The organism is Actinoallomurus bryophytorum (assembly GCF_006716425.1).
GTDB lineage: Bacteria > Actinomycetota > Actinomycetes > Streptosporangiales > Streptosporangiaceae > Actinoallomurus > Actinoallomurus bryophytorum.
Genome location: NZ_VFOZ01000001.1, coordinates 3,006,562 through 3,025,395, shown reverse-complemented (window position 1 = coordinate 3,025,395; position 18,834 = coordinate 3,006,562). Strand labels below are relative to the sequence as shown.

The following is an 18,834-nucleotide window of genomic DNA, read 5'->3' as shown; positions in this document are numbered from 1 at the left end:
CGGCGCGGCGCCGTCCCCGGTCAGTTCCAGAAACCCACCTCCGGATAGCCACCGGACGGCCCGTCGAGGAGGGACGCGGGCCGGTGCCGGAGGTGCAGGTCGAAGAAGGCGCCCACGTAGGCCCGGGTGATCTGTACGGCCCTGACCCCGGAGATGTCGGTGCCGAAGTCCAGGCCGAGCTGGTCGGCGAGCGGGTGGAGATCGGTGAACGACGAGTGCTGGGTGCCGGCCACGGTGACCCAGCGCCTCCAGCCGGTCAGGTGTGGCCACTCCTTGTTCCAGGACGGGTCCACGGTGGAGTCCGGGGCGTGCGCCGCCACGGTTCCCATCAGCAGGAACGGGCGCGACAGACCCGAGATGGGCGTGTTGATGGCACCGTCCATGTTGATGCCGGCGCGGATGCGAGCGTCGGCCCCCATGGCCGCGGCCGTGCCGTCCCCGCCGATGGAGTGCCCCGCCATGCCGATGCGCGACGGGTCGATGAGCCCGTTCCAGGTCCGCGAGCCGAGCAGCCGGTCGAGGACGAACGACACGTCGGCGACCCGTCCCCCGACCACCTTCCGCGCCAGTTCCGGCGTCTGCCGCTGCTCACACGCGACGCATGTCGTGGTGTGGCCGTCAGGGAACGTCGTGCCGAAGGTCTCGTACGTGTGGTCGATCACGGCGACGACGTAGCCCCGGCTCGCCAGGTCCTCGGCCAGGGAGGTGAGCGACGAGCGCGGCAGGGAGAAGCCGGGGGACAGCACGACCAGCGGGTGCCGGCCACGGAGAGGTGGGGCGGCGGCGAACGCGTCGGTACGGGTGCCGCTCAACACGTCCGGCGGCACGTCCGTCACGCGCTGCCCCTCGAGCAGGAGGGCCGACTCCTGCGGCGTCATGTACGGCGCGTGCCTCCCGGCGGCGGCGCGTGCCGGATACCGGAGGGAGACCATGAGCCGCCGTGCGCCCGACGCCGGGACCCACGGATCGGTGCGTGAGCGGTCGGCCAGGCTCAGCGTCGCCGCGCCCACCGGATGTGACCCGGTGGGCCGGGGCAGCCGCAGCGCGGCGTACGGGAGGCTCCGCGCGGCGGCCGGCGGCGCGGACGAAACCGCGCCTGCCAGCGTGATGGTCGTGGCCAGCAGACCACCAAGGATGAGGGTTCGCATGGCACGCACTCTTCCGGTGGCCGGCGGGAGGACGCCTCGGCCGGTGGGCGATCGGCGGGCTGCGACTTTCGTCGGTGTGGGCGGCGACGATCGTCGTGGCCGCCCGTCGCCCGCGCCCCGTACGCTCGGGCCCGTGGAGCATGGCCAGGCGGTGCCGATCGGACCGACGCTGAGGCGGGCCGGTCGCGTGGTCGACCGGGCCGTGCCCTGGATGCTCGGCGTCGTCGTCTGCCTGGCGTCGACGGCCTCCGGCGAGAGTTACCTCGGCATGCTCTTCCCGCTGGCAGACGGGGGAAAGGCCGCCTGGATCCATCCGCTGGTCCTGGTGTTCTGCGCGGCGTCCGGCGTCGCGGCCGGTCTCGCCCGGCGCCGCCGGTGGCCCGTGTTCGCGTTCGCCGCGGCGGGCTGGGTGTGGCTGGCGCTCTGGCCCGTCCCGATCGTCGCGTCCTACTACGCGGGGACGACGCTGCGGCGCGCGTACGTGCCGGTGTTCGGTCTGGCGGCGCTCGCGGTGGCCGGGGTCTCGGTCGGGGTGAGCGCGGCGATCGGCGGCGTCCGCTACATCACCACCGGGACGTTTCCCAACATCGCGGTTCTGTTCGCCGTACTGGTGGCGTTGCCGCTGGCGACGGGGCTCTGGGTGAACGCGCGCCGGCAGGCCCTCGCGGCGCTACGGGACCGCGCCGAGCGGCTGGAGCGTGAGCACCGGGCCCGCACCGAGCAGGCACGCGCGCAGGAACGCACGCGGATCGCGCGGGAGATGCACGACGTCGTCGCCCATCGCGTGTCGCTGATGGTGCTGCACGCGGGCGCGCTGGAGGTGGGTACCCACGACGAAGGCACCGCCGAGGCGGCCGCGCTGATCCGCGGGATCGGGCGGGAGGCGCTCGGTGATCTCCGTGGCGTGCTGGGCGTCCTTCGCTCCGGCGGCGACGCGACCACTCCGCAGCCGACCCTCGCCGACCTGGACCGGCTCCTCGACCAGACCCGTGGCCTGGGCATCCGCGTCACCCGCCGCGACGAGGGTGAGACGCGTCCGCTGCCCGAGCTCGTCGAGCGGACCGCGTACCGGATCGTGCAGGAGGGCCTGACCAACGTGCACAAGCACGCAGGTGACGCGTCCACCGATGTCGTCCTGCGTTATCTGCCGGCGGGGTTCGAGGTGGCGGTGCGCAACGGCCCGGCCCCGCCTCCGGCCGATCCGCTTCCCGGAGCCGGACTCGGCCTGAGCGGACTGCGGGAGCGCGTCGGCCTGCTCGGCGGCGAGTTCGAGGCACGCCGGGAGCCGGACGGCGGCTTCGGCATGGTCGCCAGGCTGCCGGCGGGAGGGCCGGGGTGATCCGGGTACTGATCGTCGACGACGAGGCGCTCGTACGCGCCGGGCTGCGGCTGATCCTGGAGGCGGCCGGCGACATCGTCGTGGTGGGCGAGGCCAGGGACGGCGCCGAGGCGGTCGGTGCCGTCGAGCGGCTACGAGCCGACGTCGTGCTGATGGACGTGCGGATGCCCGGCCTCGACGGCCTGACCGCCGCCGAGCGCGTCACGCGGCTACCCGATCCGCCGAAGGTGATCATGCTGACCACGTTCGACCTGGACGAGCACGTGCACCGGGCGCTGCGCGCGGGTGCGGTCGGGTTCCTGCTCAAGGACACCCCGCCGCGTGACCTGGCCGCCGCCGTACGCACGGTCGCGGCGGGCAACGCCATGCTCGCGCCGACCGTCACCCGGCGGCTGATCAGCTCGTTCGCCGAGAAGGGCCCGTCCGGTGCCGAGGTGGCGTGCGAGCGCCTGACCGCCCTGACCGAACGCGAGGGACAGGTCGTACGCGCGGTCGCCCGCGGCCTGTCGAACGCCGAGATCGGCCGGGAGCTCTCGATGCGCGAGGCCACGGTCAAGGCGCACGTCAGCCGGGCGCTGGCCAAGCTCGGCCTGGTCAACCGCGTGCAGGCGGCCATCCTGGTGCACGAGGCCGGCCTGCGGTGAGTCAGCCCTCGGCGCGGCCCGCGCGGACCCGGCTGGTCAGCCAGTAGGCGTACCCGGCGGTGCCCGCCAGCCCCAGGAGACGGGTCTTCTTGCTGGTCACCGCCAGACCAAGGGCGACCTCGACGGCGCCGACGCCGTAGGTCCACTCACGGGTGTTCTCGGGGAACGCGGCCTTGGTGATCGGGTTGAAGAGCTCAGGAGCGGCGAAGTGGGCCGCCCCGGTACCGGCTATGACGAGTCCGGCGAGACGCAGCATCATCGGTGAAGGCCTTTCAGGGGAGAACTCACGACGATAGTCGCCTTGTCCACGGCACGGACGAGGTCTCGGCCACCTGCGGGCGACGCGTCGCCCGCGCGGCACCGGCGAGGGCCTTGATGACGGGGTGGGCACGGTCGCCGTCTCCGGCGAGCTCGGGCTGGAAGAGCGTGACGAGGAAGAACGGGTGACCGGGCAGCTCGGCGATGCGTACCTCTCCGTTCTCGTCCACGCCGGTGAAGCGCAGCCCGTGCTCACGCAGAACGCCGAGGAACGCCGGGCTCAGGCCGTACGAGCAGTGGTAGCGCTCGACGGTGCGCTCCGCGCCCAGGGCCTGTTCGGCGAGTGATCCCGCCGTCACCCGCACGGTGCCCTCGTGCCCGGCCAGCGAGCACGCGAGCGGCACGATCAGCGGGTCGCCGGCGCCGGACCCGGTCTCCGCGTGCCCGGCCGAGGTGAGCCCGCACACGTTCCTCGCGTACTCCAGAAGGGCGTGCTGGAAACCGCCGCAGGTCCCGAGAAACGGGATCCCCCGCTCGCGTGCGGTACGCGCCGCCGTGAGTGCCCCGGCCTCGCTCCGGTACGGACTTCCCGGCACCAGCCAGATCGCGTCGAACCCGGCCAGGGACTCCTCGGACCCCTCGGCCTCCTCGGTCGGGATCCAGTAGGCGTCGAGGACCAGACGCTCACGTTCCGCGAGCGCGGTGAGCAGCGCCGGAATCCGCGTGTGGGCGCGGACGTTCGGTGAGCGGTCGCCGACCAGGGCGACGCGGGGCGCGAAGGAGTTCATGGAGGCATCCTCATGCGGCCGCCGAGTTCAGGTCCAACGATGATTCCTGGCACTTGTATTAGCGATACTTATGGGCGTGGACCCGCATCTGCTCCGTACGTTCGTGGCGGTGGCCCGGTGCGCCTCGTTCTCCGCCGCGGCCGATGAGCTGGGCTACACCCAGTCGGCCGTCTCCCAGCACATCGCCGCGCTCGAAGCCGACCTGCGGACGCCCCTGCTGCACCGCCGGCCGGTCACTCCCACCGAGGCCGGTGCCCGCCTGCTCGAACACGCCGAACCACTGCTGCTGCGCCTCGCCGCCGCGCGCGCCGACGTCACCCGCCTCGCGGAGGTGCCCACCGCCCGCCTTGCCGTGGGCACCTCCGCGCCGGCGGCGCCCGTACTCGCCGCGAAGCTCGCCGACGTTCGCGCGGCACGGCCGCTCGCCTCGGTGACCGTGCGGGTCCTGGAGCGCGAGTCCGTCGTCAGGCAGGTCGCCGACGGCACGCTCGACCTCGGCCTGGTGGACGGCGTCGCGGCCCCGACCGACCCGCTCCGCCTGCCTGACGCCGGGCCGCTGACGACCCACGCGGTGGCCGTGGAGCCACTCGTGGTGCTCCTTCCCACCGGGCACCCGCTTACGGGCAGGGCCGGGCTGGGCCTGGCCGACCTGGCGGACGCACGCTGGATCGACGCACCCGAGACCGCGATGCCCCTGGACCGGCTGCGCGCCGCGACCGGGATCGAGGGCTACCGGCCGTGTCTGCGCTACGAGGGCACCGACGTCCGTGGCCTGATCGCCCTCGCCACGGCCGGGCATGGGCTCGCGCTACTGCCGGAGTCCGCGCTCCACGGCGTCTCGTCCGGGGTCGCGGTGCCGATCATCGCGCCGCGCCTGACCCACCGCACCGAACTCCTGCACCGCGGCCTTCTCGACGGCCCCGCCGCCCTGCTCGCCGCCGCCCTCACCGCTTGACCAGGCTTCGAGCAGGCAGCACGCGACGACGGGCGGGCTCCGTGATCACGCACTCCGCTGCAGGATGAGGCGGGTCAGCTCCACGCGTGAGCCGATCTCCAGCTTGCGGAAGACATGGCGCAGGTGGAACGCGACCGTATGCGCGCTCATGAACAGCTGGTCGGCCACCTGCCGGTTGGTCAGCCCCTGGGCGACCAGCTCGGACACGGCGCGTTCGGTGTCGGTAAGGCTGGCCCAGCCCGACACGGGCCGGTCCGTGTGCGTCCAGTGCCGGCGGCGCACGCCCAGGCGCCGCAGCCGCCGCCGTACCCGTGCCGCGTCGCGGGTGGCGCCCATCGCCTCGTAGGCCGCGAGGGCGGCGTCGAAGGTGGCGACCGTACGCCGCCGCGCGCCGGCGTCCCCGTACGTGACGAGCAGCAGCGCCAGATCCTCGGTGGCCGAAGCGCGCGGCCAGGGGCCGGTGTGGGCGCCGGCGGCGTGTTCCAGCGATCCCGGTGAGCCGTCCAGCAGGCCACGAGCGTGCGCCGCGGCGGCGTGGGCCGCCGGAAAGTCCGGATTGTCCTTGGCGAGGAGCTCCACCGCGGCGACCGTCCTCTCGGCCGACGGCCGGTCGCCCAGGGCACGTGCGGTGCGGACGAGCCATGCCGCGGCGGCCGGGTCGGCGACCAGTGTCCAGCGGTGCCGCAGCACCTCCGCGCACAACGGGCCGAACGTCTCCGCCAGGCTCCGCGCGCCCTCACGCGCCTCGTTGACCTGGGCCGCCACCAGCGCGAACCCCGCCTGCGCATAGGCCGACGCGCGCCTCTCGGTCCCGTCCGCGATCTGATGCGCGGCGTTCACGTCCCCGGTCCGCAGCGTCGCGGCGGCCAGTACCGACGACCCGGACGAGGCGAGCAGTTGTGGCCCCGGTCCGCTGCCGGCCGCCAGACCGGCCTCGGCCTCGGTGGCCGCGTCGCGGAAACGGCCCGCCGCCAGGTGCGCGCGGGCACTCAGGATGGCGGGCGCCCCGGCCCACGCCGGGTGCCCGAGCAGGTCGTCCCCCGCGCTCGCCAGCACCGAACGGGCCGCGCCGTGCCGCTGCGCGTCGGTGAGCAGCATCGCGAGGACCAGCCGCGGACGAACGCGCCGTGCCTCCGCCGAGACCGCGTGGCGTACGGCCTCCCCGGCGAGCGCCAGGCCCTTTCCCAGCCGGCCCGCCTCCCACGCGGCCAGCGCGAGGGCGACGAAGGCCCCCGTGACCAGGGCGTCGCCGTGATCATCGGCGGTCGAGACGATCGCCTCAGCCCGGTCACGTACCCCCGCGCCGATGCCCGTACGAGAGGCCAGGAGTGCCAGCTCGGCGTCGTCGCGGAGCCCGCCGGGCAGGCACGGCTCCGCCAGCGCCTCCGACGCCTCCTCGGCCGCCTCCTCCAGGTCTCCCCGCAGGTAGAGGATCTCCGAGAGCAGACAGCGCAGCCGCGCGCAGGACAGCGCCGGCATCGGCCGGGAGAAGGCGGCACGCGCGAGGCGGGCGGCCTCGTCCGTGCGTCCGGCAGCGCTCAGAGCCCGTACCGCGGTGAGCGTACGCTCCGTGCGGTCGGGCTCGGCCGCTCCGGTGAGCTCCAGAGCGTGCATCGCCAGCTTCGCCGCGCTCGGCGGCGACCTCGGCAGGACCGCCGCGATCACCTGGTCCAGCCGGGCCAGGGCGCGGCCGTCGCCCGCACGGACGCCGTGCACGAGATGGGAGACGGCCGAGGCGATCGCGTCCTGCCGGGTGATCAGCAGCTCGCCGATCTGCCGGTGCAGCGCCTGGCGTACGGGCGCGGGCACCGAGCCGACGATCACCCGCCAGATCAGCTCGTGCCGGAAGTGGATCGCGTCCGGCGTGTCGGCGAGTACCCCCGCCGCCAGGGCCTCGTCCAGGCCGGGCACGATCGTGGCCGGCGGCACGCCCAGGACGTCGGCGGCGTCCTGTGGTGCGAAGGAACGCCCCAGGACGGCGCTCACTGTCAGCAGGTGGCGCGCCCTGGGGCTGAGTCCGTCGAGCCGGTGATCCACGCCGGCGCGGACTCGTTCCGGCAGCCGCGCGGAGGAGAGGCGCGCGCGGCCGCCGGAGATCCTGACCGCACCTTCGTCGCGAAGGCCGGCCAGGAGTTCGGTGAGCAGGTACGGGTTGCCGCCCGCGCCGGCCGCGAGCGCGACCAGGCCGGGATCGGGCATGGCCCCGAGCATGTCGATGGCGATCTCGATCAGCGCGTCATCGCCCAGAGGGCCCAGGGGACAGCGCTCCGCGCCATCGTGTTCCATCAGGTCGAACAGGCGTCCGGCCACATCACCGCGTCCGGTCACGCGACGGGTCAGCAGCCAGGCGACCGGGTGGCGGCCGAGCCCTCCTGACAGGGCCTGCACCGCGGCGAGCGTCGCGTGGTCGGCCCAGTGGAGATCGTCCAGGCACACCAGCACCGGCCCGGCGCCGGCCCGCCTCTCCAGGTTCGAACCCATCCTCTCGACGATCCACGGCCGCTGGGACGCATCGGCCGGTGGCGGTTCTCCGAGGGCGGACAGGAGCGGCTCGGCCGGTGTCAGGCTGAGTTCCCGCGCCCGGCCGGACACGAGTGTCAGGCCACGGGCGGCCGCCGCTCGTGCGGCCTCCTCGATCAGCAGGCTCTTCCCCGTGCCCTGCTCTCCCTCGACCAGCAGGACACGCGGCCGCCCGGTCTCCGCCGCCTTCAGCAGGCCGAGCACGGTGTCCCATTCACGCTCACGGCCGCGCATCGCCCTCGCCGCCGGGGCTGGTTCGCCGGGGCGCGGCACGATTGCGGTCATGCCCCCAAGCGTCCGGCGCCTCCGCCTGCCGGAACAGGTCACCACGGGGCCAAAAGCGCGCTCTCCGGCGGTCCGTGCCCTGTCCGGGCGGACAGCAGGGCCGTACGCGGGTGTCCTGCGGGGCGGAGTCGATCGCCGGATCTGGTCCTGTGAGCCCTAGCCCTCAGATCTGGGTACGTATGCTGGTAAGAGGGGGGAAATGGCTGGTCATCGCGGTTTTTTGGGTCTGCGGCCACGGAGACGGCGGCCGTCCGCGCGGCGTACGGGAGGACCACGCCCGCCCCGATGCCGATTATCCCGGAGTCGCCGCCCGATCCGGCCCTGCGGGACCAACTGTCCGGCATGAGGTCGCTGCTCGCGCTGTCGATGGTGATGGGCGAGAGCGACGACCAGGCCCACATCCTCGATCTCGCGGCGACGGCCGTGCCCTCGCTCGGGTGCTGCCGGCTCGAGGGCGTTCATCTCGGCGACACCGGCTGGCAGGCGGTACAGGGGGGTCACGCGGCGGCCGACGCCCGTAACGACCTCGAAGCGCAGTTCGCGGTGCTGAGCGTGGCCGGGGGACCGGTCGCGGTGCTCGGTCAGGTCTGGGCCTGGGCGTTTCCGCTGCGGAGCCTTGATGGCCATCTGGGTTATCTGGTGGCCAGCGCGGACGGTGAACCACCGTCCTCCGAGCAGTTCCTGCTGCGGGTGCTGGCGCAGCAGGCGGGCATCGCGATCGCCGGCGCGCGCCAGCGGGCCTGTCAGCGGGCGGACGCCGAGCGGTTGCGTGCCGCCAACGTGGCGCTGTCCGAGACGGTCGCCGAGCTGGAGTTCAGCAGCGACGTCCACGAACGGCTCACGCGTGTCGCGGTGGCCGGTGCGGGGCCCGAGGGCATCGCGGCGGCGATGCACGAGCTCACCGGCTATCCCATCGCGATCGAGGACCGGTACGGGAACCTGCGGGCGTGGGCGGGCCCCGGCCGCCCGGAGCCCTATCCCAAGGAGCCGTGGGAGTCACGGGAGAAGATGCTGAACGAGATGTCGCACGAGCCCGGGCCGATCCGCGGGCATGGACGGCTCGTCGTTCCGGCGGGCCCGCGGGAGGACATCCTCGGCGTGCTCGCCCTCATCGACCCGGGCGAGTCGGCGGGCCGCCCGGAACAGCTCGCGCTCGGGCATGCCGCGACCGTCCTCGCCCTGGAGCTCGCCCACCTGCACAATCTCGCCGAGGCCGAGCTTCGCCTCGGCCGCGACCTGGTCGAGGAACTGCTCTCCGGTGCCGCCGAGGAGACCATGCTGGCACGCGCCGACGCGCTCGGGTACGACCTGCGGCGTCCGCACCGGATCGTGGTCGTGATGGGGCCCGGCCACGACGGGTTCGGCCGCGCCGTGGGAAACGCCGTGCGCGAGACCGGGATCGGCACGCTGTTCGCCGTGCGTGGCCGCGAGGTCGTCGTGCTCTCCGACGCCGACCGGCCCTGGTCGCGGTTCTGCACGGCGGTACGCCGCGAGCTGGGGGGTGGCCTGTGCCGGGTGGGCGTCGGCGGTGCGTACGACCGGCCGCTGGACCTGCCACGTTCCTACCACGAGGCACGGCTCGCGCTGCGTCTCCAGACCGCCGTCACGGGTGACCACCAGGCGACGGAGTTCGACCGGCTCGGCGTGTACCGGCTGCTGGCCGACGTGGGAGAGCCCGGCACCGTCGAGCAGTTCGTCCGTGAGTGGCTCGGCGACCTGCTCGACTACGACGCGGCGAAGGGCTCGGGGCTGGTCGACACCCTGAGCCGCTACCTCGAGTGCGGCCGCAGCTACGAGGCGGCCACCTCCGCGCTCGCGATCCACCGCAGCACGCTCAAGTACCGGCTGCGGCGGATCAGGGAGATCTCAGGACACGACCTGGGCGACCCGGACACCTACTTCAACCTCCAGCTGGCCTCCCGCGCCTGGAACACCCTTCTCGCGCTGCGCGCCGACCGTCGTTGACGGGGCAGGAACCGATCACCCCAGGGCGAGTTCCGGGACTGCGCTGGTCCGCAAGATCGCGGCGGCGGGCGAAGAGCGGTCAGGAGGTGCGCTGTCCCGGTTCGCTGACGATCCCGGCGGCGGTGCGCACCGTCAGGTTCTGCAGGATGCCTTTCTTCACGTACTCGGGCATCGCCGTGGGGTTGTCGCCGACCCCCCGGAACGTGTGGCCCTTGATCGAGATGGCTCTTTCCCCCAGGTAGGCGTAGGACTTCGGGTCGAGCAGTACCTCCTCGTGGAGCCGGCCCTCGGTCGTCCGGCCGAGCGCGATGGCCGGTCGGCCGGCGGCGTCTGCGGCGTTGTCCACCAGGGTCACGCCCGGGATCGTCTTCATGGTCCGGAAGATCGCCGCTTCCGTCCGCGGAGGCAGGAGGTTCTCCCTGAGGACCACGTTCAAGGTCTGGAAGGCCATCTCGTACTGCCTCTGCGAGACCGGCGTCGCGCCGCGGCCCTTACCGCCGACAGCACCGGGGCCGGAGTCGTTCTGCGCGTAGACCCACCGGAGCAGCGCGTGAGGGTCGGTAGGAAGCGCCGCCAGCGACGGATAGTCCTCCGGCGGACTCGTCCTGCCGAACTCGTCGAAGACCCTCACCCGACCGCTCACGATCTCCGCGCTCTTCTTACCGTCACCCCGCTCCCAGTGGCGCCGGACGTAGGTCTTGTACGGGCCGCCGGTCACCCCACCGGCCGGCTTGGCGGACGTGCGGATGCGGAGCTCGGTGTAGATCCACTGATCGGGCCGGGGTGGAGTGAACGTGCGGGCGTCGGCGGCCGCGGCGGCCCGGTCCAGCGCCTGCTCCGCGTTGGCGACCGGCCCGGCGGGGATGCCGGGCAGCACCGGGCGCGGCCGCCCCGCCTCCTCGCCGCTCAACCCGGCCCAGGCGACGAGCAAAAGCACGTCCCGGTCTTTGGCGGGGAGCGCCGCCGCCGGCAGTCCTCGGGTGGACTCGGCGTCCACACGTCCCTCGATCTGATCCACATGCCCGTCGGTGGCCTCGTCGACGCCGACCCGAGCGAGCGCTTTGTACTTGCGGGTCTCGGCCCGGTGGTGGCGGGAGACGAGGTTGGAGGCGATTCCGTACAGCCAGGGCCGGGCGAATGGGTGCGCCACGTCGTACCGGTCCCGCCGGTCGAAGGCGATGAGAAAGGTCTCCGCCGCCACATCGTCCGCGAGGCCCGGCCCGAGCCGCCGCGCGACGTAACCGTAAATCTCGGCGTAGTAACGATCGAAGATCTCGGCGAACAGTTCCGGTTCTCGCGCCGAACGCCGGATGATCTCGGCGTCCGTCACTTCGGTGCCGGTTTCGCGGGCGATTCGCGTCACGGCCGCTTTCTGGCGCATTCGGTTCCCATCCCTTGATGATGGGCGGGTGCGGGCGTCCCGGCTGATCTCCCTGATCCTGTTGCTGCAGTCGCGCGGGACGATGACCGCCGGCGAGCTGGCGCGCGAGCTCGAGGTGTCCGAGCGGACCGTCTACCGCGACGTGGTGGCGCTGTCGGCGGCGGGGATACCCGTCTACGCCGACCACGGCCGCCGGGGCGGATACCGGCTGGTCGGCGGCTACCGTACGGGCCTGACCGGGCTGAGCAGGCCCGAGGCGGAGGCGCTGTTCCTGACCGGGCTGCCGGGGCCCGCGGGGCAGCTCGGCCTGGCCGACGAGGTGGCCGCCGCACGGCTCAAGGTGCTCGCCGCGCTGCCGCCGTCGCTGCGGGACGCCTCGGCGCGTACGGGCCGGCGGTTCCATCTCGACGTGCCCGGCTGGTTCGCGAAGGCCGACCCGCCGCCGCTGCTGACCGAGCTGGCCCGCGCGATCTGGGCGGACCAGGTGATCGAGCTGCGGTACCGGAAGGACCGGGAGGTCTCGCGGACCGCCGAGCCGTACGGCCTCGTGCTCAAGGCGGGCACCTGGTACCTCGTGGGCCGGGTCGGCGGCGACCACCGGACCTACCGGGTGGACCGGATCCTGGCCGCCGAGCCCACCGGCGCGACGTTCGAGCGGGACGAGGAGTTCGACCTGCCGGCGTTCTGGGCGGACCGTACGACGCGGTTCGTCGAGTCGCTGTTCACCGAGGAGGTCACCGTACGGCTGAGCCCGGCGGGCATGCACACGCTGTGGACCGCCGTCGAGCCACCGGCGCTCCGCCGGGCGCGCGAGGCGGCCGGCGAGCCCGACGCGGAAGGCTGGGTGGTCACCCGCCTGCCCGTCGAGTCACTGACGATCGGCTTCGCCGTGCTGCTGCGGCTCGGCCCGGAGGTGGAGGTCCTCGGCCCGCCGGAGCTGCGGGAGCGAATGGCCGAGTCGGCCATCCGCCTCGCGGCGCTGTATCAGCGGTAACCGGTCACGTCGGCGGGACGGCCGGCGTCCTGGACCTCGACCACATAGCGCCAGGCGTCGGGCCGGCTGCCGTCGACATCGGTGAAGCCGTACTCCTGGGCGAGCCCTCCGCTGGACAGCGATCGGCCGTTCCAGCGGCTCACCTCCGGGTCGCCGGCCAGCGCCACCACCGCGCGGCCCGTGTAGAAGGGCGTCTCGGAGATGGCGAAGTGCGGTTGTGCCGCCAGGGCGTCGCGCCAGTCGGCCTCGGTGACGCCGAAGTTGTCCAGCATGATCTCCGAGCGGAGCCAGCCCGGCGTCAGGGAGACCGCGGTCCCGCCGAACGGGGCCAGCTCCTCGGCCTGCGCGAACGCCATGCGCGTGACCGACGTCTTGGCGAGGTCGTAGAAGAAGGAGACGCGGTATTTGCCCGCGTTGTAGTCCGCGGTGCCGTCGGTCACCTCGACCACCAGCCCGCCCGGCCGCCTGATCAGGAGCGGGAGCGCGTAGTGGCTGGTGATGATGTGGGTGTCGATCGCCAGCCGCAGGATGCGCAGGCCCGTCTCCAGAGAGTGCTCCCACAGCCGGTCGGTCCAGCTGAACAGGAGCTCGCCGCCCCAGATGTCGTTGACGAGCACGTCGAGCCGTCCCTGCTCCCGGTCGATCCGCTCGACCAGCGCCTCGACCTGCTCGGGTTCGAGGTGGTCGACCCGCACCGGGATGCCACGGCCGCCGGCGGCGGTGACCATCTCGGCGGTCTCCTCGATCGTTTCCGGCCGGTCCATCTCCGAGCGCCGCTCCCGTGTGCTGCGCCCGGTGACGTACACCGTGGCTCCCGTGGCGCCCAGCTCCACGGCGATGCCACGGCCCGCGCCACGCGTCGCCCCCGCCACCAATGCGACCTTCGTCTCCTCGCTCATGGCTTCGATGCTCGCAAGGATGGGTGACACCTTGTGTCAGCCTTTACGCCTGGCGTTCGACCGCCACGATCGCGGCGTCGTCGGGCAGGCGGCCACCGACGTGGGCGAGCAGGTCGTCGCGGATCCAGCGGACGAGCGCGTCGGGGTCCGAGCCCCTCCAGGCCGGCAGCCGCTCGGCGAGCGGGTAGAAGGCGCCGGACCGGTCGCGCGCCTCGATCACCCCGTCGGTGTAGAGGACGAGCCGGTCGCCGGTCGCGAACGGGAAGGTCTCCATGACGTGGCCGGCGGTGGCGACCTCGCCCATGCCCAGTGGCGGTGCGGGGGCGGCGACCTGCAGGGTGAGCACCTGGCCGTCGCGCAGCAACAGCGGCGGCGGATGCCCGCAGGAGACCAGGTGCACCACCGGTTCGTCGTCGGGGACCTCGGCCAGGGCGGCGGTGACGAAGAACTCCGCGGCGTCCTGCTCGGTCTGAGCCCACTCTGCGGCCTCGCGGGCCATGCTGGCCTCGAGACGGCGGGCGAGACCGGGCAGGCCGCTGCGCCGGTGCGCCGCCTCGCGGAAGGCACAGAGCAGTACGGCGGCGTCGCTGATGGCCGCCAGCCCCTTTCCGCGTACGTCGCCGATCAGCAGGCGGGTGGAGCGGTCGATGCGCGCGGCGGCGTACAGGTCGCCGCCGATGCCGGCCCCGGCCGCCGCGGCGAGGTACACCGACGCGAGCCGTAGCGGGCCGATCCGGGGCGGTACCGGGCGGAGCACGACCCGCTGCGCGGCCTCCGCGACCGACCGCACCTGCGCGAGCTGGCGCTGGCCACGCTCGCGCAGGAGGCAGAAGACCACCACGAAGACCGTGATCGCCACGAGTGAGACGATCTGCACCTCGCGGTTGAGCGTGGCCAGCCCACCGCGCAGGCGGCCGGCGAGGACCAGCGCCAGCAGGGCGAGGATCCCGATCGCGGCCGTCATGCGAGGGCCCGCGAACAGCGCCGCGATGGCGGGCGTCACGGCCAGGAGCGGCCCGAGGTGCACGCTGTCCGGCAGGAGGCTGTCGGCGACCATGATCGACGCGATGAGGACCACGACCGGGATCAGCCACAGCGCTTGGCCCTGTCGCCACGGAGGGCGGGAGAGCGGCTCCCGTTGCTGCATTGGGTCTACCTACCCGCCTGGGCCGCCGTGGACCGCCATGGGTGGCCCGGCCGTTTCCGCAGGCCGAGCCCGGTAGGTCCAGAATGCCGCTGATCTCGGCCTGATCCATCTGCGACGGATACGCCCTATGTCGTCCGCAGGCGTCGTAGGATCACGCGGATGTATCACCTCCGTACTTTCCGTTCCGATCAGCTGACCGAGAGTGGGCATGCGCGGCCTGCCACCGGGCCGCCGGGTCCATCACCTGGCACGTGACCTGACAGCCGTCCTATCAATCCCACCCCCCGCGAGGATCTGATGGAGCAAATAATCTTGGCGGTGGCGGTCTGTTGCCTGGCCGTGGCCGCATTCGCCGTCCTGGTCATGCTGTTGCGGCAGCGGCGGATCACCGCCCGCCTGCGCAGCCGGGTCGCCACACTCGAAGGCGGCCAGAGACTCCGTGACGACGAGCTGGCGCATCTGGTCACGACGCGCCTCCCCGTCCTGGTCGAATCGCTGTACGGACGTCCGGTCGACGTGCCCGGTCCGCTCCAGCCACGGCTGAACGAGTTCCCCTACGGGCGCCACCTGGAAAAGGTCACGGAGATGTTCGGCGAGTCCGCCGGCCGGGCCAAGATCCGCGCCGACGAGTCGGCCAAGGCCACGCTGAAGTCCATGATGCGCGGCGTCCAGAGCCTGGCCAACGAGCAGCAGCTCGCGATCTCGCGAATGCAGCTCCGCCACGACGACCCCGACGTGCTCGAGGGTCTCCTCAAGATCGACCACATGAACGCCCAGCTCGGCCGGCGGGCACAGGTCAGCGCCGTGCTCTGCGGGTCCTGGCCGGGCCTGCAGCGTTCGGCCTCACCGCTCACCGACGTCGTACGCGGCGGGACGTCACGGATCCGGGACTACCTGCGCGTCCAGCTCCACTCCCAGGTCAGCGACGCCGTCGTCAGCCGCGCGGTGGAACCCGTCGTCCTCGCGGTCGCTGAGCTGCTCGACAACGCGGCGCGGCACTCGCAGCCGAACACCCCGGTCGAGGTCAACTTCCAGCCGGGGCACAACGGGATGGCCATCGTCATCGACGACGCGGGCGTCGCGATGAACGCCGAGGAGCTGAAGCGCGCCGAGCGCCTCCTCGGCGGGCAGGACGAGGTGGACATCAACCGGCTGGGCGACCCGCCGCAGGTCGGCTTCGCCGTCATCGGCGTGCTCGCGGCGCGGTACGGCTTCAGCGTGTCGGTGGACTCGCGCTCGCCGTACGGCGGAGTGCGGGCCGTGGTCTTCCTGCCCTCCGCACTGCTGACGCGAGCGGACGACCGCGCCAAGGCGGACCGCGCCAAGAGCGAGCGTGCCAAGGCCGAGCGCGCCAAGACCGAGCGGCCCAAGGCCGACCGCGCCGAGACCGCACGCCCGCCCGCGGAGCCGTCCACGGAACCCGCCGAACCCGCGGCAGCCAGTGCGGGGAAGAAGCCGCCACTGACCGCCGGAGGGCTGCCGCGACGCCGCCGCGTCTCGGCGGAGGCCGGTCAGCCGCAGCCCGCGGTCCGCTCCGAGCCGGCCACGCCGCCGGCGGCATCCTCGTCCCCGGCATCCTCGTCCCCGGCGGCCTCGAACACCGAGTTCGACCAGCAGTACCCGGCGGCCCAGGCCGGCGAGGCGGGCAGGTCGGCCCGGCAGACCGCCGGCGACCTCGGAGCCTGGCAGCGGGGTACCCGATCCGGCCGTGCCACCGTCCCGACCGAATCCGAAGGGAAATCGCAGGCATGAACGATGCCGTGACCAACAAGCTCGGCTGGATGCTCGACGATGCCCTGAAGATGCCAGAGACGCGGCACGCCATCCTGCTGTCCGCCGACGGACTGCTCATGGCCCACTCCGAGCGGATCAGCGTGGACGACGCCGAGCGGCACGCCGCCGGGATGTCCGGACTGCAGTCGCTCGCCCGCAGCACGGCCGAGTTCTGCGGTGACCCGCGGACCACGTGGCGGCAGACCGTGAGCGAGTTCGACGACGGATACGTCTTCCTCGTCGCCGCCGGGCCGGGCGCGTACCTGGCCGTGTCGGCCACCGAGAACGTCGACATGGAGGCGGTGTCCTTCCGGCTGCAGGAGCTCGTCCAGCGGCTGGGCAAGGAGCTCAGCACCCCGCCCCGTACCGGTCTGGGTGGCGTGCGGTGAGCCCGAAGCGGCCGGAACGCGCGCTCGTACGGCCTCACGTCGTCACCGGAGGCCGTGCCCATCCGACTCGCAACATCTTCGATCTGGTCACTCTCGTGAGCGCCAGCCGTACGACGGTCACCGGGCTGAACCCGGAGAAACGCCGGGTGATGGAGCTGTGCCGGGGCGGCGCCCTGTCCGTCGCCGAGGTGGCCGCGCATCTGTCGCTGCCCGTCGGCATCGTGAAGGTGCTGCTGTCCGATCTCGTGGACAGCGGGCACATCGTGACCCGCGCGTCCGTTTCCGAGGCCGATCAATCCGAGAATCGGCTGCTCCGGGAGGTGCTGGATGGGCTTCGCGCTCGCCTCTGACCAGATGTACCTGCGGGACACCGTACGCACATCGGTAAAACTCCTGATCGTCGGGCACTTCGCGGTAGGGAAGACCACTCTGGTCGGTGCGCTGTCGGAGATCCGTCCGCTGCGCACCGAGGAACTCATGACGCAGGCCGGGGAGAGCGTGGACGACCTGGCCGGAGTGCCGGCCAAGACCACGACCACCGTCGCGATGGACTTCGGCCGGCTGACCCTCAGCGACGACATGGTGCTGTACCTGTTCGGCGCGCCGGGGCAGGAGCGCTTCACCCCGCTGTGGCACGACCTGGCGCGCGGTGCCCTCGGCGCGCTGGTGCTCGCCGACACCCGGCGCATCGAGGAGTCCTTCGACGTGATGACGCTGCTGGAGGAGCGCGGACTGCGCTACGCGGTGGCCATCAACCAGTTCGACGACGCGCCGGTCTTCCCCGAGGAGGAGTTGCGCGAGGCTCTCGACCTGCTCCCGACCACTCCTCTCATCACCTGTGACGCGCGTGATCGTGGCTCCGCCACCCGTGCGCTGATCGCGCTCGTGGAGTACCTCATCGACAGCCACGACCAGGAGCACGCGTGACCGCCGACCACACCGAGACGGCACCGCCGTCCGAACCACCGGCGGGCTGTCCGGCCCACGGGGACCGTTTCCCGTTGTACGGGCCGGAGCTCGCCATCGACCCGGCCGGCGCCTACGCACGGCTGCGTGAGCACGGGCCGCTCGCTCCGGTCGAGCTGTCCCCTGGCGTGCCCGCCACGCTCGTCACCGGGTACGCGGCCGCCCTCGGCGTGCTGCGCGACCCGAACACCTTCCCCAAGGACCCGCGGGGGTGGCAGCGCACCGTGGCCGCGGACTGCCCGGTGCTGCCGATGATGATGTACCGGCCGAACTGCCGGCACGCCGATGGCTCCGCGCACAGCCGGCTGCGGATGGCGGTGACCGACAGCCTCGCCCGTGTGGACCTGTTCGCGCTGCGCGGCTATGTCGAGGCCAGCGCCGACACGCTCATCGCCCGGTTCGCCGGCAAGGGCGCGGCCGACCTGGTCGCCGACTACGCCAGGGTCCTGCCGCTGCTGGTCTTCAACGAGCTCTTCGGTTGCCCGCCGGACCTCGGCGACAGCCTCGTCATGGGCATGAGCGGCATCTTCGACACGGTCAACGCCAAGCAGTCGAACGAGATCATGCGGGCGGCCGTCCTGGACCTGGTCCAGCTCAAGCGCAGGGATCCCGGGCACGACGTGACGTCGTGGCTCGCGGAGCACCCCGTACGGCTCACGGACGAGGAGATGATGCACCAGATCCTCACCCTCCTCGGCGCCGGCACCGAGCCCACGCAGAACCTCATCGTGAACGGCCTGCGGCTGCTGCTGTCCGACGACCGGTTCGGCGGCGACCTGTCGGGCGGCAACCTGCAGGTCGAGGACGCGATCGACGAGGTCCTGTGGACCGACCCGCCGCTGGCCAACTTCGCGATGACCTACCCCACGCACGACGTGGAGTACGAAGGCGTGGTGCTGCCCAAGGACCAGCCGGTCGTCATCAGCCTCGCCGCCGCGAACACCGACCCGATGCTGACCGCCGAGCACCGGGAGGGCAACCGCGCCCACCTCGCCTGGAGCGCCGGCGCGCACACCTGTCCCGCACAGGGACAGGCGCGGCTCATCACCTCGGTCGCGATCGAGAAGGTCCTGGACGCTCTGCCCGAGATGGAGCTCGCCGTACCGGTCCGCCTGCTGAAGTGGCGGCCGGGTCCGTTCCACCGCGCGCTGACGGCGTTGCCCGTCAACTTCCCGCCGGTGACCGGGCGGATGGCGGGGGACGCCTGGCGTGACAGGCCCGACACCGACACCCGGCCCGATCTGAGGATGCCACCGCAACGTGGTGCCGAGCGGGCGGACGGCCTGGCCGCCGTGCTGTCGGCGGCGCGGGCCCGGCCGGTGCGCAAGAACAGGTACAGGCAGTGGCGCGACTCGGTGCTAAGGCGGCTCCGCCGGCCCTGAG

General features: G+C 72.7%; 17 protein-coding genes. 10 read left to right on the top strand and 7 right to left on the bottom strand.

Going from position 1 to position 18,834, the window contains the following annotated elements; genetic code table 11:
- Positions 1-20: 20 nt before the first annotated feature.
- Complete coding sequence (locus tag FB559_RS13960) at positions 21-1,148, bottom strand: alpha/beta hydrolase family protein (protein ID WP_141956016.1); 1,128 nt, start codon at positions 1,146-1,148, stop codon at positions 21-23.
- A gap of 133 nt (positions 1,149-1,281) precedes the next feature.
- Between FB559_RS13960 and FB559_RS13955 the strand changes: the two genes are divergently transcribed.
- Both FB559_RS13955 and FB559_RS13950 read left to right on the top strand, forming a co-directional pair.
- Positions 1,282-2,487, top strand: a complete 1,206-nt coding sequence (locus FB559_RS13955) for a sensor histidine kinase (protein WP_246121570.1) — start codon at positions 1,282-1,284, stop codon at positions 2,485-2,487.
- Positions 2,484-3,131: a response regulator gene (locus FB559_RS13950; protein WP_141956015.1), complete on the top strand. Its 648-nt coding sequence runs from the start codon at positions 2,484-2,486 to the stop codon at positions 3,129-3,131. The genes FB559_RS13955 and FB559_RS13950 overlap by 4 nt, the downstream gene beginning before the upstream one ends.
- A gap of 1 nt (position 3,132) precedes the next feature.
- Here FB559_RS13950 and FB559_RS13945 read toward each other — a convergent pair whose 3' ends face one another.
- Both FB559_RS13945 and FB559_RS13940 read right to left on the bottom strand, forming a co-directional pair.
- A complete protein-coding gene (locus tag FB559_RS13945; protein WP_141956014.1) occupies positions 3,133-3,390 on the bottom strand; it encodes a hypothetical protein in 258 nt (85 codons plus the stop codon).
- 25 nt (positions 3,391-3,415) lie between these two features.
- On the bottom strand, positions 3,416-4,177 hold the full coding sequence (locus tag FB559_RS13940; RefSeq protein WP_141956013.1) for a CTP synthase C-terminal region-related (seleno)protein: 762 nt from the start codon (positions 4,175-4,177) through the stop codon (positions 3,416-3,418).
- Between the two features lie 76 nt (positions 4,178-4,253).
- Between FB559_RS13940 and FB559_RS13935 the strand changes: the two genes are divergently transcribed.
- Positions 4,254-5,132, top strand: coding sequence for a LysR family transcriptional regulator (locus FB559_RS13935; protein WP_221640018.1), 879 nt, complete (start codon positions 4,254-4,256; stop codon positions 5,130-5,132).
- A 45-nt stretch (positions 5,133-5,177) separates the two neighbouring features.
- Here the strand turns inward: FB559_RS13935 and FB559_RS13930 are convergent, their stop codons facing one another.
- Positions 5,178-7,937 carry a helix-turn-helix transcriptional regulator gene (locus FB559_RS13930; protein ID WP_141956011.1) on the bottom strand — a complete coding sequence of 920 codons (2,760 nt, stop codon included), beginning with the start codon at positions 7,935-7,937 and terminating at the stop codon, positions 5,178-5,180.
- 285 nt (positions 7,938-8,222) lie between these two features.
- Between FB559_RS13930 and FB559_RS13925 the strand changes: the two genes are divergently transcribed.
- Complete coding sequence (locus FB559_RS13925; RefSeq protein WP_141956010.1) at positions 8,223-9,902, top strand: PucR family transcriptional regulator; 1,680 nt, start codon at positions 8,223-8,225, stop codon at positions 9,900-9,902.
- A 79-nt stretch (positions 9,903-9,981) separates the two neighbouring features.
- Here FB559_RS13925 and FB559_RS13920 read toward each other — a convergent pair whose 3' ends face one another.
- Entirely contained in the window at positions 9,982-11,265 is a 1,284-nt protein-coding gene (locus tag FB559_RS13920; RefSeq protein WP_185792195.1) for a CU044_5270 family protein, read from the bottom strand.
- A gap of 46 nt (positions 11,266-11,311) precedes the next feature.
- Between FB559_RS13920 and FB559_RS13915 the strand changes: the two genes are divergently transcribed.
- Positions 11,312-12,277, top strand: coding sequence for a helix-turn-helix transcriptional regulator (locus FB559_RS13915; RefSeq protein ID WP_141956008.1), 966 nt, complete (start codon positions 11,312-11,314; stop codon positions 12,275-12,277).
- On the opposite strand, the gene FB559_RS13910 is transcribed toward FB559_RS13915, so the two are convergent.
- The gene (locus FB559_RS13910) at positions 12,268-13,176 is read right to left on the bottom strand and encodes an SDR family oxidoreductase (protein WP_141956007.1); all 909 of its coding nucleotides are present in this window, start codon (positions 13,174-13,176) and stop codon (positions 12,268-12,270) included. The genes FB559_RS13915 and FB559_RS13910 overlap by 10 nt on opposite strands.
- 43 nt (positions 13,177-13,219) lie before the next feature.
- On the bottom strand, positions 13,220-14,323 hold the full coding sequence (locus FB559_RS13905) for a PP2C family protein-serine/threonine phosphatase (RefSeq protein ID WP_141956006.1): 1,104 nt from the start codon (positions 14,321-14,323) through the stop codon (positions 13,220-13,222).
- Positions 14,324-14,620: 297 nt separating this feature from the next.
- Between FB559_RS13905 and FB559_RS13900 the strand changes: the two genes are divergently transcribed.
- The 5 genes from FB559_RS13900 to FB559_RS13880 are packed head-to-tail and all read left to right on the top strand — an operon-like array spanning position 14,621 to position 18,833.
- On the top strand, positions 14,621-16,075 hold the full coding sequence (locus FB559_RS13900) for an ATP-binding protein (protein ID WP_141956005.1): 1,455 nt from the start codon (positions 14,621-14,623) through the stop codon (positions 16,073-16,075).
- A complete protein-coding gene (locus FB559_RS13895) occupies positions 16,072-16,485 on the top strand; it encodes a roadblock/LC7 domain-containing protein (RefSeq protein ID WP_141956004.1) in 414 nt (137 codons plus the stop codon). Before FB559_RS13900 ends, FB559_RS13895 begins: the two co-directional genes overlap by 4 nt.
- Complete coding sequence (locus FB559_RS13890; RefSeq protein WP_141956003.1) at positions 16,482-16,835, top strand: DUF742 domain-containing protein; 354 nt, start codon at positions 16,482-16,484, stop codon at positions 16,833-16,835. Before FB559_RS13895 ends, FB559_RS13890 begins: the two co-directional genes overlap by 4 nt.
- Complete coding sequence (locus FB559_RS13885) at positions 16,813-17,412, top strand: GTP-binding protein (protein WP_141956002.1); 600 nt, start codon at positions 16,813-16,815, stop codon at positions 17,410-17,412. The genes FB559_RS13890 and FB559_RS13885 overlap by 23 nt, the downstream gene beginning before the upstream one ends.
- Positions 17,409-18,833 (top strand): cytochrome P450, encoded by a 1,425-nt coding sequence (locus FB559_RS13880; RefSeq protein ID WP_141956001.1) that lies wholly within the window; start codon positions 17,409-17,411, stop codon positions 18,831-18,833. The genes FB559_RS13885 and FB559_RS13880 overlap by 4 nt, the downstream gene beginning before the upstream one ends.
- The last annotated feature ends 1 nt before the right edge of the window (position 18,834 follow it).

Excerpts from the sequence above, each read along its gene's own strand:
- FB559_RS13960 (WP_141956016.1), bottom strand. The coding sequence starts at position 1,148 with ATGCGAACCCTCATCCTTGGTGGTCTGCTGGCCACGACCATCACGCTG.
- FB559_RS13945 (WP_141956014.1), bottom strand. The coding sequence starts at position 3,390 with ATGATGCTGCGTCTCGCCGGACTCGTCATAGCCGGTACCGGGGCGGCC.
- FB559_RS13940 (WP_141956013.1), bottom strand. The coding sequence starts at position 4,177 with ATGAACTCCTTCGCGCCCCGCGTCGCCCTGGTCGGCGACCGCTCACCG.
- FB559_RS13930 (WP_141956011.1), bottom strand. The coding sequence starts at position 7,937 with ATGACCGCAATCGTGCCGCGCCCCGGCGAACCAGCCCCGGCGGCGAGG.
- FB559_RS13925 (WP_141956010.1), top strand. The coding sequence starts at position 8,223 with ATGCCGATTATCCCGGAGTCGCCGCCCGATCCGGCCCTGCGGGACCAA.
- FB559_RS13910 (WP_141956007.1), bottom strand. The coding sequence starts at position 13,176 with ATGAGCGAGGAGACGAAGGTCGCATTGGTGGCGGGGGCGACGCGTGGC.
- FB559_RS13905 (WP_141956006.1), bottom strand. The coding sequence starts at position 14,323 with ATGCAGCAACGGGAGCCGCTCTCCCGCCCTCCGTGGCGACAGGGCCAA.
- FB559_RS13900 (WP_141956005.1), top strand. The coding sequence starts at position 14,621 with ATGGAGCAAATAATCTTGGCGGTGGCGGTCTGTTGCCTGGCCGTGGCC.
- FB559_RS13895 (WP_141956004.1), top strand. The coding sequence starts at position 16,072 with ATGAACGATGCCGTGACCAACAAGCTCGGCTGGATGCTCGACGATGCC.
- FB559_RS13885 (WP_141956002.1), top strand. The coding sequence starts at position 16,813 with ATGGGCTTCGCGCTCGCCTCTGACCAGATGTACCTGCGGGACACCGTA.